Origin of the sequence: Nonomuraea sp. AD125B, assembly GCF_041402765.1 — a bacterium.
GTDB lineage: Bacteria > Actinomycetota > Actinomycetes > Streptosporangiales > Streptosporangiaceae > Nonomuraea > Nonomuraea bangladeshensis.
In genome coordinates this window covers 40,103-56,405 of record NZ_JBGLOU010000005.1, presented here as the reverse complement: position 1 = coordinate 56,405, position 16,303 = coordinate 40,103, and the positions used below count along the sequence as shown (strand labels likewise).

Genomic DNA, 16,303 nt, shown 5'->3' with positions numbered 1-16,303 from the left:
AAGTACGGCATGGAGCGAGGAGGCTACCATGGGCCATGCGCGCCGGCTTTACGGGCAGTACTGCGGACTCGCGTCGGCGTTGGACGTCATCGGTGAACGCTGGACGCTCCTCATCATCAGAGAGCTGCTGCTCGGCCCGAAGCGCTACGGCGAGTTCCTCGCCGAGCTCCCCGGCATCGGCACCAACCTGCTCGCCGAGCGGCTCAAGACGCTGACCGAACTGGGCGTCATCGCCAAGCCCGAGTCGCGCGACCAGGGCTACGAGCTGACCGAGCTGGGCCGCGAGCTGCGCGAGCCGGTCCTGCGGCTGGCCCGCTGGGGCATGGCCTTCCTGGGGTCGCCCGAGGAGAACCTGGAGGTCCGGCCGCACTGGGGCTTCCTCGCGGTGCAGGCGATGATCGACCCCGCTCTCGCCTCCGACATCGACGAGGCTTACGAGTTCCACGTCGACGACATCGTCTTCCACATCGACGTCGTCGGCAGGCGGCCGATCGCCATGGAGGGGCCGTATCCGGGCGTCGCCGCGGTCGTGGCCCGCACCGACGCGCAGACGTTCGTGGAGATCGGGGCCAAGCGGCTGACTCCCTTCGAGGCGCTCGCCTCCGGCCGGCTCTCCCTCACGGGGGACACCGACGCGGTGATCAGGTCCAGCGTGCTGCTCGGGCTGATGCCGGCTCCTGCGCCTGTTCGCTGAGGACTACTTTTTTCTTCAGCAATTAATGCCCTTGCGGTGAAGAATCGCCAGGCAATACGCGCTTCGCCACGCCTTTCCCGGCATTGACTATATATCTCTAAAGTTGTCTACTTTGAGGAGATGGTGCACATCCGCTTCGAGGAGTGAACATGCCTCACATCGCCATGCCCCCCGAGCTCGCACCCGGCACTCCCGGTCTTTTCCAGTACCGGCCCGAGACCGGCCGTCACCTGGGCGAGCTGGCCGAGACGCTGCTGCGCAACCCCCACTCCATGAGCCGGGGCGACCGCGAGCTCATCGCGGCCTACGTCTCGGCGCAGAACGACTGCCGCTTCTGTAGCTCCGCCCACGCGGAGATCAGCGCCGCCCAGATCAGCGGCGGGCGCGCGCTCGTCGACAAGGTGCTCGACGACCTGGATAGCGCCCCCATCCCGCCCAAGCTCAAGACGCTCATCGTGATCGCCGGAGCGGTCACGAAGGGCGGCCACGAGGTCACCGACGCTATGGTCGACGCCGCCCGCCAGGCCGGGGCGACCGACACCGAGATCCACGACACCGTGCTCATCGCGGCGGCCTTCGCCATGTTCAACCGCTACTGCGACGGCCTGGCAGCCATCGTGCCCGACGATCCCGCCGCCTACGTCGGGATGGCGCAGATGATCATCAATGACGGCTATCGCATGTGCGCCACCGGCCACTAGGAGATCCACCCCGCGGTCGCCCGGCGTGCCCGCCGCGGCGACCGTCCTCCTTCCAGCGTTCGGACGCCCACCAGGAAAGGGCCGCCATGAGCCACACCACCTCCTCAAGCATCCGGCTGACCTCCCTCTCGCCGGGGGCCGGGTGCGCGTGCAAGCTGCCCCAGGCCTCACTCGAACAGCTCATGGGCTCCTTCAACGGCCACCAGAGCGGCGGCCCCCTGCCCGGCCTCCTCGTCGGGCTGGCCGAAGGCGACGACGCCGCCGTCATCAGGATCGGCCAGGGACAGGCGCTGATTCTCACCACCGACTTCTTCACCCCCATCGTCGACGACCCCTACGACTGGGGGCGCATCGCCGCCGCCAACGCCCTCTCCGACGTCTACGCGATGGGCGGCAAGCCTGTCGTCGCGCTCAACCTGGCCGCCTGGCCGGGGGACGACCTGCCGCTCAGCATGCTGGCCGGCGTGATGAGCGGCGCCGCGGCGACCGCCGCGGCCGCCGGATGCGCGGTCGTGGGCGGTCACACCATCAGCGACCCCGTGCCCAAGTACGGCATGGCCGTCCTCGGCATGGCCGACCCGGCGAGGCTGCTGACCATCGACCGCGCCATGCCGGGCGACGAGCTCGTCCTGACCAAACCCGTCGGCACGGGCGTCGTCGTCACCGCGCTCAAGCGGGGCGCCGCCGACCAGGCCGCCGTGGACGAGGCGGTCGCCTGCATGGTGACGCTCAACGACGTGGCCGCCGAGGTGGCCGTCTCGATGGGCGTGCGCGCGGCCACCGACGTGACCGGCTTCGGACTCCTCGGCCACCTGCGCCGGATGGCACGGGCCAGCGGTGTGGCGGCGGAGATCGACGCCGACCGGGTGCCCCTGCTTCCCGAGGCGCGCGAACTCGCCGCGACGGGCCACGTGCCTGGGGGAACGCGGGCCAACATCGACTTCCTCCAGCCCTGGGTCACGATGAGCGTGGCGGTCGACGAGGAGGTGGCGGTGCTCCTGCACGACGCGCAGACCTCGGGCGGACTGCTCCTGGCGGTCCGCGACGAGACCGACGACGTCGTGGCCAAGCTCCAGGACCGCGGGGTCGCCGCCGCCGTCATCGGCCAGATCGTCGAGGGCGAACCCGGCACGATCGACGTCCGGGCCGGTGTGTGAGGCATGGACCCCACACACCAGGCCGGCCGCACCGGGCAGGCCGAGCGGGGCTCCCGGCGAACGGGCGGCGAGCCGGATCGCGCGGGTGATCCCCGGAGGGCGCTCCCCAAGGTGGACAGCCTCCTGGCCCATCCCCGACTCGTCGAGCGGCTCGGCGTCTGGGGGCGTCCGCTGCTGACCACGATGGCCCGCCGGGCGCTCGACGAAGCCCGCGCCTCGCTCGCCGGAGGAGGGCAGCCCCCGCCGCTGGACGCGCTCGCCGGCGCGGTGTCGGACGCGCTCGACCGCCTCACGAGCGGCCGCGTCCGCGCCGTCGTCAACGCCACCGGCGTCGTCCTGCACACCAACCTCGGCCGAGCCCCGCTCTCCGCCCAGGCACTGGAGGCGGTCAAGGCCGCCGCAGGGTACTCCACCGTCGAGTTCGACCTCACGACCGGTGAGCGCGGCAAACGCGGGAGCACGGTGAGCGCCCTCCTGAGGGAGCTCACCGGCGCGGAGGCCGCGCTCGCGGTCAACAACGCCGCGGCCGCCCTCATGCTCATCCTGGGCGCGTTCGCCCGAGACCGCGAGGTGATCGTGTCGCGCGGCGAACTGGTCGAGATCGGCGGCGAGTTCCGCATCCCCTCCATCCTCGAAGCCGCGGGCGCGAACCTGGTCGAGGTGGGCGCCACCAACAGGACCCACCTGGCCGACTACGCTTCGGCGATCGGGAAGCGAACGGCGCTCATCCTGGTCGTGCACCCGAGCAACTACCGGATCGAGGGCTTCACCGCCCAGCCCGCCCTCGCCGACCTCGTCGAGCTGGCCGGGGCCCACAGGCTGCCGCTCGTCCACGACCTCGGATCGGGGCTGCTGCGCGGCCGTCTCGGCGACGAGCCGGCGCTCGACGAGAGCCTCTCGGCCGGGGTGGACCTGGCCGTCTTCTCCGGCGACAAGCTCTTCGGCGGGCCTCAGGCGGGGCTCGTCGTCGGACGGGGCGAGCTTGTGGCGAGGCTCGCCCGGCATCCGATCGCGCGTGCCGTACGGATCGACAAGCTGACGCTCGCCGCGCTCGAGGCGACGCTGCTGACGCACCTGTCGGGCCGTCCGGACGACCTGCCGGTGCTGCGCATGCTCGCCGTACCGCTCGACGAGCTCCGCCGCAGGGCGGAGCGGCTGGCCACGGGGCTGGGGGAGCGGGCGAAGGTACGCGAGGGGACGGGCGTCGTCGGCGGCGGCAGCCTGCCGACCGAGCGGCTGCCGTCGGTCGTGGTGGAGATCACGCCCCTCGGGCTGACCGAGACGGCCGTGGTCAGCGGGCTGCGCGCCGCCGACCCGCCGGTCATCGTCAGAGCGGAACGCGGACGGGTGCTCGTAGACCTGCGGACGGTGCCGCCCGAGCAGGACGACCTGGTCCTGCGGAGCCTTCAGGAGATCATGAGCGCCCGGTGACACGGCGGGTGGCGGCGTCCACCCGCTCCGTGTGCCCCAGCTCGTCGAGGTGCTCCAGCAGCGGGATGACGACGCGGCGCGAGGTGTCGAGCGCGCTCCTCGCCTCGCTGGCGGTGAAGGGCTGGCGCAGCCCCGCGAGGATCTCGACCGCCTTTCGCTCCGTTTCGCGCGGCAGCACCACGCCTTCGGCGAGGCGGATGAGCATGCCCGCCCTGACCCCGGCGGCCACCGCCTTGCCGGTCAACCCGAGCTCGCCCAGCCGGGCGCTCTCGGGCGCGCGGAAGGGGTGCGTGGCGAGCTCGGCCCGCAGCCGGTCGACGGCGGCGAGCACGCCGGCGGGCAGCAGGGGAGCGGCGTCCTCGACGAGCACCCGGCCCCCGTCGATCCGCAGCGGCGCGCGGACGAGCGCCTCCACCAGCCGCTTGTCGGGCAGGCCGAGCGCCTGCCTGGCCACCTCCACGGACAGGCCGGGCCGCAGCGGATCGCGCTCGGCCCCGCTCCTGGCGAGCTGCTCGAGCTGGTCGCCCAGCGCGGCCCAGTGCGCAGGGTCGACGAGCCAGGTCCCCGCGACCAGGTCGCTCTCGGCGGACCGTCCCATGAGAGCGAGCTCTGCCTCGCGCAGGAAGCGGTGGCGGCGCACGAGGTTCTCACTCGTCGGTACGGCAGGCCACGAGCTCAGCTCACGGGCGGCGCGAGCGGCGGAGCCGCGCTTGACGAGGGAGGGAGGACGCACGTCCAGGACGGTGACGCCGGCGACGGCCCGCGACCCCGGATCCCGCAGGATCGCCCGGTCGCCCACGTGCAGCGGGACCGGGCGGGTCAGCGTCAGCCTGGCGATGTCCTCGCCCAGCCGCCGCAGACGGCCGACGATCGAGGCCGAGCCGATGTGCAGCACACACTCGCGGCCGATGGTCCCGTTCGAGGGCCTGAGCCTGATGTCGACGACCTGCGTCGCCGTCCACCGCTCAGGTGTCACGAGGGCCACGCCCCTGGAGACGTCGGAGAGCTCCACGCCTTTGAGGTTGAGCGCCACGCGCGCGACGCCGGTGACGGAGTCGACCTGGCGCTTCAGTGACTGCAAGCCGCGCACGCGCACCCGCCTGCCCGTACCGCCGAGCAGCAGCTCGTCGCCGACGGAGAGCGTCCCCTGCGGAAGCGTGCCGGTGACGACGGTGCCGAGTCCCTTGACGGTGAAGGCGCGGTCGATCCACAGCCGCACCGGCGCCTCGGGCGAGGGAACGGGCAGGGCGGCGGACAGCCGGTCGAGCGCGGCCACGAGGGCGTCGATGCCCTGACCGGTCACGCTGCTGACGGCGACCGCCTCGGCGTGCTGCAGGCTCGTCCCGTCGAGTTCGAGGCGGGCCTCCTCCTCGGCCAGTTCGGGGTCGGCGCGGTCGGCACGTGTGACGACCAGCAGGCCGTGCTCCACCCCGAGCGCGTCGATCACGGCCAGGTGCTCGGCCGACTGGGGCATCCAGCCCTCGTCGGCGGCGACGACCATCATCACCGCAGGGACCGGGCCGATCCCGGCCAGCATGTTGCCGACGAAGCGCTCGTGACCGGGGACGTCCACCAGGGCGAGCGAGCGGCCCGACGGAAGGGTCCGCCAGGCGAAGCCGAGATCGATGGTCAGCCCCCGGCGGCGCTCCTCGGCCCATCGGTCGGGTTCCATGCCGGTCAGGACCCTCACCAGGGTCGACTTGCCGTGGTCAACGTGGCCTGCGGTCGCGACGACGTGCATGCGTGCTTCCCATCGCTGAGCTGAGCGGAGGCGAACGGGAATCGAACCCGCCGGCGGCGTGAACGCCGCCCCATCGGTTTTGTAGACCGGGAGGGCCACCAGGCACCCAACGCCTCCACGCATGACGCTAGGGATATTGATAGCCGTCGGTCAAGCGTCGATTTCCCCATTAGGCGATGAACTGGCTATTCAAAAGCTCTTTGATTCACGCGAACGCAGAACAAGCCGTTTGTCTTGACTATATGAATTTAAAGCGCTCAACTGTGAACATCGACGCTGGATGGTGTCCTGATCCGCTGCCCAGGTTGGGAGAGAAACATGACCGTCGCAGATCGCGCTCTGACGACATCACCCGATGTCGGCCTCCTGCTCAAGGAGTACCGAGAGCAGTTCATCCCCGCCGCCGTCGACTACCTCGAAAGGAGGATCAGCGCCAACGAGCTCCGCCGCCGGTGGAAGCCCCACTACCTGGGCACCTTCCACGCCTACGACCTCACGGTGGAGCAGGCGTGGCGCGCCTCCAGCGGCTCGACCGGCCGGCTGGAGGCCGGAGGCCCCCCGGCCGACCCGGCCCACGAGATTCCGCTCGCTCACTTCCCGGTGAGCGTCGCGTACAACAACCTCGATCGCCTGATCGAGGTGCTGGCGATCGAACTCGGCGACCACACCGTGGACACGACGAGGCTTCGCGAGCGCACGGTGGACTTCGCGCACGTCATCGAGTCGCTCGATGTGCTCATGGCGTCACTCGACACCTGACGGGTGCCGCTACGGCAGACCGCACGAATCGCTCTCACTCGAAAGGTTTGAACTGTGAGCGAACCTTACGGATTCCTTCAGAAACTCCACGACAGGGGGCTCGCGACCGACTTCGACGCCGCGACCCTCTCGTCCGCGGAGGTCGTGAAGGGCCACGCGTCGGCCTGGGGAGGACCGGGGAATCTCTACCCGATCCGCCCCTATACGCTGACGCCCTCGGCCCTCGAGACCTTCATCGTCCGCGAGCGCATCCACGTGCGCATCGACGGCCTCGGTGAGGACATCGTCGACCTCCACGGCATGGCGATCTACCGTCGCCACGACCCGCACTCCGCGACCGAGATGGACTGGTCGAGCTCCACGATCACGGCGCAGTTCCTGTCGCTGCAGGTCACGGGGCACAGCGAACTCTTCGGCCAGGTCAAGGTCTCGAACACGCCCAGCAAGTCGGAGGGCGCGCGGGTCAAGCCCGCTCCGGACACGGGTGATGGGACCACGATGCCCATCAAGGACTGTATCACCATGATCTATCCTCGGTTCGAGGTGGAGCAGCTCGGCACGACCGTCGACACCGGCGACCAGGTGGTCCGTCTGGAGTCGCGGGTCGCGATGGTTCCCCCCATCGGCGACGTGTCGCGTACGTCGCGGTCGTACGCCCTGTACGACAGCGAAGGCCGTCAGCTCGGCGAGTTGCTCGCCGCTGACATCGAGATCGGGAACCTCCTGCACCACGTTCCCATCGCCAGCGCGGTGGTGCCCGCCGAGCTCGCCAGAATCCTGGCGTAAGCACCGAGACGATGAGTGACGTGCGCGTTGAAGAGCCGGCCCGCGCGAACTACCGAGCGGGCCGGCTCGGCTCCTACGCCTTCAGCGTGGAGGCCGCGATCGGCCAGAACCCGATGCGCTACCTCTTCGCCCGCCGGTTCCAGGACCGGGGATGGAGCGCCACAACCTCGATCTTCGTCATGAAGCCGGACGTGCTCTTCGGCACGTACGTGTGGATCGAGGAGCGCCTCGACCCGGCGGCGTGCCGGATCCACACCTATCTGCCGACGATGAAGCGCCCGATCCAGGTCATGGACCGGCTGATGTTCGACTGCCTGCCGCTCACGGACATCGGCTACCTCGACCTCATGGCCTGGCCCCACCCCGCGCTGCGGCGGGCCGAGGCCGACGCGTGCCCTCCGATCGACGGGCGCACCCGCGCCGAGCGCCGCTGCTTCGAAGGGGCGGGGGCTTTGGCGGGCGTGCACGTGACCGAACTGCTCACGCCTCGTCACGGCCTCGTGGTGACCAGGCTGGTGAGCCAGAAAGGGCAGGTGCTCAGGCGCTGGGACGCCCTCGAACTCGGCGCGGCTTCGGAGGACAGGCTGCCGCGCAGGGTCAGGGTCGAACGGTTGCAGAGCGGCCATCGGACGGATTTCGCCAGGACCAGCGGCATCGTGCCGCTCCCTGGCGACGCCTTCGACGCGCCGCCGGAACTGCTGCGCGACCTGGTGGAGGAAAGCCTGCGCGTCGGGGCCTCCTGAGCGTCGGCGGGCGGGGAGATCGCTGGACGGGGTCTCGTACGGGCGGGAGCCCGTGCACCGGAGGGAGTGAGCGGAGTGGCCGTGTTCCTACGGGTCTGTGTCCGCATGGTGCAGCTCATCGTGCTGAGCGCGCTCGCGGCCCCGTCGCTGCTGGCCGCAGCCCTGGCCGGCCGCCGGCCGCGTAACCGTCTCGCCGCCGGCGTCGCCCGCCTGCTCGAACGCTTCGGCGGCGCCTTCATCAAGGCGGGCCAGCTCCTGGCGACCAGGGCCGACCTGGTCGGAGTCCCCCTGGCCGAGGCGCTCGGCCGGCTGCACGACGAGGTGCGGCCGATGACCGAGGCGCAGGCGAGGGCGACGGTCGCCGCCTCGTTCGCCGAGGCGCCCGCCTTCATCGTGGCCGCGGTCTCGGCACCGCCGGTCGCGAGCGGCTCGATCGCCTGCGTCTACCAGGCTCGCATGGGGGAGAGGGACCTCGCCGTGAAGGTCCGCAGGCCGGGCATCGCCGCCGCCTTCGCGGCGGACATCGCCATCGTCACCTCCATGGCCAGGGCGCTCTCACGTCTTCCCTGGTTGAGACGGGTGCCGATGGCGGAGATCGCCGAACAGCTCGGCGCCTCCCTGATGGGCCAGCTCGACTTCGCCAAGGAACTGCGCCACCTCGGGCGGCTGCGCGACGACCTCGCGGACGTGACGGGGGTCGTCGTGCCCTCGGCGGTGGAGGAGCTGTCGGCGGGCGGCGTCATCACCATGGAGTTCGTGGACGGGCTCGACCGGCGAACGGCAGGCGAGCTGACGGACGGCGCGCGGCAGGCGTGCGTGGTCCGTCTCGTGGGCGCGGTCTACCGGCTGCTTTTCGTGACCGGCTTCATTCACGTCGACCTGCATCAGGGAAACGTCTATTTCCGCCGGGACGGATCGGTGGTCGTGCTCGACGCGGGATTCATGTTCCAGCTCGGCGAAACGACGAGAGAGCGCTTCACGCAGTTCTTCTCCGGGATGATTCGCGGTGACGGCGAATTCTGCGCGAATATTCTGTTGTCGACCGTCAGGCGGATGGAGCCCGACGCCGATCTGGAGTCGTTCCGCAAGGAGGCGGCGGCTCTGGTGGAGCGCAGCGCGGGCGCCGTGGCGGGCGACTTCGAGCTCGCCGCCTTCGCCGTCGAGCTCTTCGACCTGCAGCGCAGGAACCGGCTGTTCGCCGAGCCCGAGTTCGTGTTTCCGCTGCTCAGCCTGCTGTCGCTGGAGGGCGCCGTCAGGCGCTGGTATCCGTCGATGGACTTCCAGATCGAGGCCGCGCCGTACGTGATGCACGGGCTGCTGCTGGCAGATCCGGCCGTCACCTAGCGGAGGTTTCTGTCACGGACGGGGGATTGTCAGCCGGGGGTTGACAGGCCGACTATCTCCGGAGAATATGACTACATATTTCTCAAGTAAATGCGCTTCTGGTGATTGTTTAGGAATCAATATTTACGCTGGGAGTTTCGCATGACCGCGCCCGAATTTCCGCAGAATTCCCTCCAGATGCGCGGTCCTCTCGCCGTTCTCTGCCTGGCGGTCTTCGTCGTCATGGTCGACAGCACCATCGTCCAGGTGATGGTGCCCGACCTCGTGGCCATGGCCGGGGGCAGCCTCGAACAGGCCCTGTGGGCGGTCAACGGATTCGTCCTCGTCTACGCCTCTCTGCTTGTCACCGCCGGTCGGCTCGGCGGACGCTACGGGCCGCGCGCGCTCCTCCTCGCCGGCCTCGCCCTCTTCGGCCTCGCCTCGCTCGCCTGCGGCCTGGCCGCAGAACCGTGGCAGGTGATCGCCGCCAGGCTGGCGCAGGGCGCCGGCGGCGCGATGATCGTCCCGCAGAGCCTGACGATCATCGCCAACGCCTTCCCCCGCGACCGCAGGGGCATGGCGCTGGGCGTCGTCAGCACCACCATGGCGCTCGCGGCCGTCGTGGGACCGCTCGGCGGCGGCCTCATCGTCAGCACGTGGGGATGGCGCTGGGCCTTCCTGGCCAACGTGCCGATCTGTGCCGTGGCGATCCTCCTGGTGTGCGCCCTCGTCCCGGTGGCTCCGCCGTACCGGAGCTCGGCCCTCGACCTCGTGGGCGTGGCCCTGGTCATCGGAGCCCTGGCCGCCCTCACCTACGCCCTGATCGGTACGGCAGGCAATCCGGCGGCCTTCGCCGTGGGCGGCATCCTCACGCTCGTGCTGTTCGCGTGGTGGGAGCGCCGCCACACGCACCCGCTGACACCGCCACGCCTGTTCCGCGACCGCGCCTTCGTCCTGGCGGGCTGGCTGGGCTGCGCCCAGTTCCTCGTCCTGTCCGGCCTGATGCTCGTCATCAGCCTGCACGTCAGGAACGTGCTCGGTGGCAGCGCACTGGACACCGCCCTGGCCTTCCTCCCCATGGCGATCGCCGCGGGCATCCTGTCGCCGCTCGCGGGGGCGATCACCGACCGGACGGGCGGCAGGACCGTCCTCACCTCCGGGATGCTCGCCATGGCGGCGGGCGTGGCGGGCTTCGCCGCCCTGGCCGTGCGACCCGCTCCGCTCCTGGTGCTGGCGATCCCCCTGGCCGTCGTCGGCTGCGGCGTGGGCCTGGTCATGGCCCCCGCGAGCGCGGAAGCCGTCAGCACGCTCCCCCCAGACCTGGTGCCGGTCGCCTCCGGCGTGCTCAACACAGGACGCCAGGTCGCGGCCCTGCTCGGGGTCGCCGTCGCGGGAGGCGCGCTGCGGGCGGGCTCCATGCTCGCCCTGACCCTGCTGGCGGGCGTCGCCGTGCTCGCGGCGGCGAGCGGGCTGCTGCTGAGAAGCCGATCCCGCGTACTGACCACCTGACCGATCCACCAGCCATCACCGAGGAGGACGACGTGCGCCATTGCCTGACCGACCGCCAGCGCTCGATGCTGGCGCTCGCCGAGAAGGTCGCTCCGGCCCTGGCCGAACGGGCCGCCGGACACGACAGGGACAACACCTTTCCCCACGACGGCTACGCGGACCTGCGGGAAGCCGGGCTCCTGCGCCTGACAGTGCCGGAGGAACTGGGCGGGCTCGGCGCCGACCAGCAGGAGCTGCTGCTGGTCCTGGAGCACCTCGCCGCGGCCGACGGGGCCACCGCGCTGTCCTACGCCATGCACGCGGCGCCGCTCGGCTCGTGGGCCCTCACCTGGCGTCGCACCGGCGCCCCGCCGCTGGAACAGGCGTTGCGCCTGGCCGGCATGGGCCGCCTCGTCCTCGCCGCGATCGCCAGCGAGGTCGGCACGCCCAACCTGTTCACCGACGCCAAGACCACGGCGACCCGGGTGCCCGGCGGGTACGTGCTCGACGGCCGCAAGAACTTCGGCACCAACAGCGCCGCCGCGACCATGTGGGCGAGCACCGCCCGCTTCGAGGACCCCGACCTCGGACCCCGGCTGCTGATCCTGCTCGTCGACCCCTCAGGCGACGGGATCACCATCGAGCAGACCTGGGACACCCTCGGCATGCGCGCCACCCAGAGCAACGACATCGTCTTCGCCGGGCACTTCGTTCCCGACCAGGCGGTCGTCCAGTCCATCCCGATCGGCCACCTCGACGCGCAGGTGCTGGAGACGATCATCTGCTGGACCGCTCCCAGCTTCGGTGCGGTCTACACCGGCATCGCCGCCGGAGCCCTCGCCTGGAGCGTCGAGCAGGTCAAACAGCGTGACCAGCAGCACGATCCGCGCATCCAGGACGCCATCGCCGATGCCGAGACCGCGATCGAGGTCAACCGCAGCGTGCTCGCCCGGCACGCCGCCGAGGTCATGTCTGGAAATCTGGTGACACAGTTCGGTGTCCAGGAGGGCTTCGCACGCTGTGCCCTGGTCAAGAACGTCTGCACGAACAACGCCGCCGCCGTCATGACCCGCCTGGTCGACGTCGTGGGCGGCGGCGCGATCAGCAGGCGCCTGCCGTTCGAGCGCATGTGGCGCGACGTCCAGGCGGGGCTGGTCATGCCGATCAACAACAGGACGGGCCGCGAACTGCTCGGCGCCTGCGCGCTCGGCGTCGAGACGGCCCCCGTCGTCCCCCACCCGTTCCTCGACGCGGGAGCCGGGCGAGCATGAGGCGACCATCCGCGACCCTCCCCGTGCTGCTCTCCGTCGTGCTGCTCTCCGTCGTGCTGGGCCTCGCAGGTTGCGGCGGCTCGCAGAACAGCGGCGGCGGGCTGCCCTCGCCGCTGCGCGTCGGCGTCATCCCCAACATCTCCCCGGACAGTCAGCGGGCGCAGTACGAACCCTTCCGCGCCTACCTGGCCGACCGCCTCAAGACGGACGTCGAGCTCTTCGTCGCCACCAACTACGCGGGCGTCGTCGCCGCGCTCGTGGCGGGCAAGCTCGACGTCGCCTACCTCGGCGGGCTGACGATGGTCCAGGCCGAGGCCCAGACCAAGCTCGTCCCCCTTGTCACCGAGGTCGACCGCGAGACCGGCACCCCTGAGTACCTGTCGGCGATCGTGGTCAAGGACGCCTCACCGTACAAGAGCACGAAGGACGTGGTCGGCGCGGGCGGCCGGTTCGCCTTCGGCGACGTCAGCTCCACCTCGGGCAGTCTCTATCCCCGGGTGATGATCACCGACGCCGGAGCCCGCTGCGACACCGGCGACCTGACCCGCTGCCCGCCGCTCGCCTCGGTCGCCTTCACCGGCGGCCACGACGCGGCCGCCCAGGCGGTGCTGTCAGGGACGGTCGACGCCGCCGGCCTCGAACTGAGGATCCTGCACCGCCTGGAGAAGCAGGGGAGCGTGCCGCAGGGAGCGCTCCGCGTGGTGGAGACACGACAGGTCATGGGCTACCCCTGGGTCGCGAGCGACAGGCTGGCCCAGCCGGTACGGCAGGCCGTGACCGACGCCTTCCTGGCGATCAAGGACCCGAAGCTGCTCGACCTCATGCGCGCCAAGCGCTACGTGGCCGTCTCCGACGCCGACTACCAGGAGGTCAGGCAACAGGCCGCGCGCCTGGGGCTGCTGACCGCCCTCAAGGGACAGTGATGCTGCACAGCGCCGCGGAGATCGTCGTCTCGGACGTGAGCGTCATCCTTGGCGGTCGCACCGTCCTGGCGGACGTCACACTGAAGGTCGAGGCGGGCGAACGCCTGGCCCTGCTCGGACCGTCGGGCGCGGGTAAGACCACCCTGCTCAGAACCATCGTCGGCGCGGTGGCTCCCACCAGCGGCCGGGTCAGCGTCGACGAGGCCGACCCCTTCGGACCGCGCCGCGAGATCACCCGGCTGCGCCGGACGATCGGCTGCGTACGGCAGCGCGACGACCTGGTGCCGGGACTGAGCGCCAGAGCCAACATCCTGGCCGGGATCGCGCACCGCTGGAGCCCGGCCGACTGGGTGACGATCGTCTGCGGCCGGGTCCCGCGCAGGTTCGTGCCGAGGCTCCTCGACCTGGCCGCCCTGCACGACATCACCCCGCTGCTGCCGCAACGGGTCGAGCACCTGTCGGGCGGCGAGCGCCAGCGGGTCGCCCTCGCGCGCGCCCTGTTCGGCGAGCCGCGCCTGATCCTGGCCGACGAGTGCACCTCCGGGCTCGACCCCGTCCGCGCGGCCGTCGCCCTGCGGCATCTGCGCGCCAGCGGCTCGACGGTCGTGGCCACCACCCACGACCTCAACGTCGCCGGATGCTGCGACCGGGTCGTGGCCCTGCGCGACGGGCGGATCGTCTACGACGGGCCGCCGCCCGCCACCGAGGAGGTCGAGCGTATCTACGGAACGGCAGGACGAGAGGACATGGTGACCGGGCGATGGACGATCTGAACCCGCGACGCGGCTGGGGACGCCTGGCCGTCCTCGCCGTCGTGGCCTTGCTCGTGGGCTGGTCGTTCGCGGGAACGGACGTCGGGCCTGCCTCGCTGATCCAGGGGAGGGAGGGCGCGCTCCAACTGCTCTCCGGGCTCTTCCCGCCCGACCTCGACGGCGACCTGCTGTCCAGGGTGCTGGCCGCCACCGTCGAGACGCTGCAGATGTCGGTCGCGGCCCTGGTGCTCGGCGTGCTGATCGGCCTGCCGCTGGCGCTCCTCATGGCGGGTAACGTCCAGGCCCCCGCCGGAGTCGCGATGGCGGCCAGGACCGTCGCCACGCTGCTGCGGAGCGTGCACGAACTGCTCTGGGCGCTGCTGTTCGTCGCCACCGTCGGCCTCGGACCGGCGGCGGGGGTGTACGCGATCGCGCTGCACTCGGCGGGCGTGCTGGGGAAGCTGTGCTCCGAGCAACTGGAGGCGGTGGACCGCGGCCCCGTGGAGGCCATGCGGATCACCGGCGGCAGCAGGACCAGCACGGCGCTGCTCGGCATCCTGCCGCAGGCGCGGGCCAACCTCGCCTCCCAGGTGCTCTACCAGTGGGAGTGCAACATCCGCAGCTCCGTGGTCATCGGCTTCGTCGGGGCCGGCGGCATAGGCCAGGCCCTCGGCATCGCCCTGCACCTGTTCCGCTACCAGGAGCTCGCCACCCTGGTCGCCTCCGTCGTGGTCCTCGTCATCGGCGTCGACAGGATCTCGAAGGTCTTCCGGAGCCGCATGGGCGCGGCCTCTGGGCGCACGAGCGACCGTAGGTCGCGTCCCCACCGATCGCTCCTTGAAGGGAGTCCACGATGAAGTTCCTCTTCGTCATGCACGACGCGCCGTACGGCAGCGAACGGACCTACAACGGCATCAGATGGGCCCGCCAGATGCTGGAGGAGGACGGCAACGAGGTCAAGGTGTTCCTCTTCGGCGACTCGGTGTCGTCGGCCGTGGCGGGACAGAAGACGCCCGACGGCTACTACAACATGGGCAACATGATCAAGAGCCTGGTGGCGCGCACTGCCGAGGTCGGCTGCTGCGGCGCCTGCCTGGACGCCCGCGGCATCAAGGAGGACGGCGTCACACCGGGCGCGCGGCGTTCGTCGATGAAGGAACTGGCCCAGTGGACCGCCTGGGCCGACCGCACGATCAACGTCTGAACGCCTGAACGCCACCGGCCGGGCGCCCGTGAGGGCGCCCGGCCGGTGCGTTGTCAGGCCAGCCCGGCCATCGCCTTCACGGCCCTGTCGACTTCCTGCGGGCTGGTCACGATGCTCGGACCGAACCGCACGAACGACTCGCGGTACGGTGTGGCCGCCGCGGAGACCCCCTGCTCGCCCAGGCGTTTCACGACCGCCTCCGGCTCCATGCCGTCGACGGCGCAGCACACGATCCCCGCTGAGACGTCGGCCGCTCTCGGAGTGACCAGCCGCACGTGCCGCAGCGCCGCCAGCCCCTCCTTGAGCTGGTCGGCCTGCGTGCGCACCCGTTCGGCGACGCGGGCGAGCCCGATGCTCCGGTGGAAGTCCACCGCCGCGGCGAGCGCCCACCGGTGCTCGAAGCTGTGGTAGCCGCCGGGCGTGCCGAGCTGGCCAGGCGGTCCGGCGGGCGGCTTGGCGGCGAACCAGCCCATGAAGGCCGGCATCGAGAAGCTCGGGATGACCGGATCCACCCGCTCCCAGCCCGCCGCGTTGCCCCAGACGAACCCGGTGCCGCGCGGGCCGAACAGCCACTTGTGCCCCGAGGACATGAACAGGTCGCAGCCGAGGTCGGCCATGGTGCTGTTCTCGGCGGCGAAGCCGTGCACGCCGTCGACGCACAGCACGATCCTGTCCGCTTGGTCGCGGCTCGCGTTGATCCGGGCGACCGCGTCGGCGATCGCCTTCACCGGCAGCTTCACGCCCGTGCTCGAGTGGACCCACGTCATCGCGAGCACCTGGGTGCGATCGGTGATCGCGTCGGTCACGGCCGCGGCCATCGCAGCGGCCGACGCCTTGGCCGGGTCCTCGTAGACGCGGACGGTCACCTGCTTGGCGCCCGTGGCCGCCGTGCGGAGGCGCAGCGCCTCGTAGGTGGAGTAGAACTCGTGGTCGGTCGTGACGATCTCGTCGCCCTCCTTGAGGCGCAGGCCACCGTAGACCAGGCCGATGCCCATGGTCGCGCTGTCGGTGAGGGCGATCTCGTCGGGGCGTCCACCGAGGTAGCCGGCCAGGGCCCGCCGTACCTTGTCGCTGCGTTCGAAGTCCTGCATGCCCATGCCGTACTGCTGGGGGAAGCTGTCGAGGCTGGCGCGCAGCTCCTCGACGGCGACGCGGACCGGAGCGGGGTGCGAGGCGAGCATGAAGGCGGAGAAGTGGGCGGTGTCACGGGTGAGCTGGAACTGATCCCTGACGGACTGCCAGTCGCCCGGGTCGAAGGGGGCAGGGGCCTTCGCGGACTTGGGCGCGGGCTGCGGGGCGGCCGCCGTGCAGCCCGCGGCGAGCACCCCGG

General features: G+C 71.0%; 16 protein-coding genes and 1 tRNA gene. 14 read left to right on the top strand and 3 right to left on the bottom strand.

Annotation, left to right across the window (positions count from 1 at the left end):
* Window positions 1-28: 28 nt before the first annotated feature.
* The 4 genes from ACBR40_RS14805 (at window position 29) to selA (ending at window position 3,983) form a co-directional block, all read left to right on the top strand.
* Window positions 29-694 carry a helix-turn-helix domain-containing protein gene (locus ACBR40_RS14805; RefSeq protein WP_364446175.1) on the top strand — a complete coding sequence of 222 codons (666 nt, stop codon included), beginning with the start codon at window positions 29-31 and terminating at the stop codon, window positions 692-694.
* Window positions 695-843: 149 nt separating this feature from the next.
* The gene (locus tag ACBR40_RS14800) at window positions 844-1,395 is read left to right on the top strand and encodes a carboxymuconolactone decarboxylase family protein (protein ID WP_091088988.1); all 552 of its coding nucleotides are present in this window, start codon (window positions 844-846) and stop codon (window positions 1,393-1,395) included.
* A gap of 86 nt (window positions 1,396-1,481) precedes the next feature.
* Window positions 1,482-2,552: a selenide, water dikinase SelD gene (gene selD / locus ACBR40_RS14795; protein WP_371249037.1), complete on the top strand. Its 1,071-nt coding sequence runs from the start codon at window positions 1,482-1,484 to the stop codon at window positions 2,550-2,552.
* Between the two features lie 3 nt (window positions 2,553-2,555).
* Complete coding sequence (gene selA, locus ACBR40_RS14790) at window positions 2,556-3,983, top strand: L-seryl-tRNA(Sec) selenium transferase (protein ID WP_371249036.1); 1,428 nt, start codon at window positions 2,556-2,558, stop codon at window positions 3,981-3,983.
* Here selA and selB read toward each other — a convergent pair.
* Both selB and ACBR40_RS14780 read right to left on the bottom strand, forming a co-directional pair.
* Window positions 3,967-5,724 (bottom strand): selenocysteine-specific translation elongation factor, encoded by a 1,758-nt coding sequence (gene selB / locus ACBR40_RS14785; RefSeq protein WP_371249035.1) that lies wholly within the window; start codon window positions 5,722-5,724, stop codon window positions 3,967-3,969. The two genes, selA and selB, sit on opposite strands and share 17 nt — an antisense overlap.
* A 24-nt stretch (window positions 5,725-5,748) precedes the next feature.
* A tRNA-OTHER gene (locus tag ACBR40_RS14780) sits at window positions 5,749-5,841 on the bottom strand.
* Between the two features lie 201 nt (window positions 5,842-6,042).
* On the opposite strand from ACBR40_RS14780, the gene ACBR40_RS14775 reads away from it, so the two are divergent.
* The 10 genes from ACBR40_RS14775 (at window position 6,043) to ACBR40_RS14730 (ending at window position 14,973) form a co-directional block, all read left to right on the top strand.
* Window positions 6,043-6,483, top strand: a complete 441-nt coding sequence (locus ACBR40_RS14775; protein ID WP_091088510.1) for a hypothetical protein — start codon at window positions 6,043-6,045, stop codon at window positions 6,481-6,483.
* A 54-nt stretch (window positions 6,484-6,537) separates the two neighbouring features.
* On the top strand, window positions 6,538-7,269 hold the full coding sequence (locus ACBR40_RS14770; protein ID WP_371249034.1) for a DUF6073 family protein: 732 nt from the start codon (window positions 6,538-6,540) through the stop codon (window positions 7,267-7,269).
* Between the two features lie 20 nt (window positions 7,270-7,289).
* Entirely contained in the window at window positions 7,290-8,012 is a 723-nt protein-coding gene (locus ACBR40_RS14765) for a hypothetical protein (RefSeq protein WP_371249033.1), read from the top strand.
* Between the two features lie 75 nt (window positions 8,013-8,087).
* Window positions 8,088-9,356, top strand: a complete 1,269-nt coding sequence (locus ACBR40_RS14760; RefSeq protein ID WP_371249032.1) for an ABC1 kinase family protein — start codon at window positions 8,088-8,090, stop codon at window positions 9,354-9,356.
* Window positions 9,357-9,533: 177 nt separating this feature from the next.
* Window positions 9,534-10,844 (top strand): MFS transporter, encoded by a 1,311-nt coding sequence (locus ACBR40_RS14755; protein WP_371249031.1) that lies wholly within the window; start codon window positions 9,534-9,536, stop codon window positions 10,842-10,844.
* 32 nt (window positions 10,845-10,876) lie between these two features.
* Complete coding sequence (locus ACBR40_RS14750) at window positions 10,877-12,094, top strand: acyl-CoA dehydrogenase family protein (RefSeq protein ID WP_091088497.1); 1,218 nt, start codon at window positions 10,877-10,879, stop codon at window positions 12,092-12,094.
* Window positions 12,091-13,017: a phosphate/phosphite/phosphonate ABC transporter substrate-binding protein gene (locus ACBR40_RS14745; RefSeq protein WP_371249030.1), complete on the top strand. Its 927-nt coding sequence runs from the start codon at window positions 12,091-12,093 to the stop codon at window positions 13,015-13,017. Before ACBR40_RS14750 ends, ACBR40_RS14745 begins: the two co-directional genes overlap by 4 nt.
* The gene (locus ACBR40_RS14740; RefSeq protein ID WP_371249029.1) at window positions 13,017-13,790 is read left to right on the top strand and encodes a phosphonate ABC transporter ATP-binding protein; all 774 of its coding nucleotides are present in this window, start codon (window positions 13,017-13,019) and stop codon (window positions 13,788-13,790) included. The genes ACBR40_RS14745 and ACBR40_RS14740 overlap by 1 nt, the downstream gene beginning before the upstream one ends.
* Window positions 13,778-14,626 carry a phosphonate ABC transporter, permease protein PhnE gene (gene phnE, locus ACBR40_RS14735; protein ID WP_371249028.1) on the top strand — a complete coding sequence of 283 codons (849 nt, stop codon included), beginning with the start codon at window positions 13,778-13,780 and terminating at the stop codon, window positions 14,624-14,626. Before ACBR40_RS14740 ends, phnE begins: the two co-directional genes overlap by 13 nt.
* Window positions 14,623-14,973, top strand: a complete 351-nt coding sequence (locus tag ACBR40_RS14730) for a DsrE/DsrF/TusD sulfur relay family protein (protein WP_091088489.1) — start codon at window positions 14,623-14,625, stop codon at window positions 14,971-14,973. Before phnE ends, ACBR40_RS14730 begins: the two co-directional genes overlap by 4 nt.
* 53 nt (window positions 14,974-15,026) lie before the next feature.
* Here the strand turns inward: ACBR40_RS14730 and ACBR40_RS14725 are convergent, their stop codons facing one another.
* Complete coding sequence (locus ACBR40_RS14725) at window positions 15,027-16,298, bottom strand: aminotransferase class V-fold PLP-dependent enzyme (protein WP_371249027.1); 1,272 nt, start codon at window positions 16,296-16,298, stop codon at window positions 15,027-15,029.
* Between the last annotated feature and the right edge of the window lie 5 nt (window positions 16,299-16,303).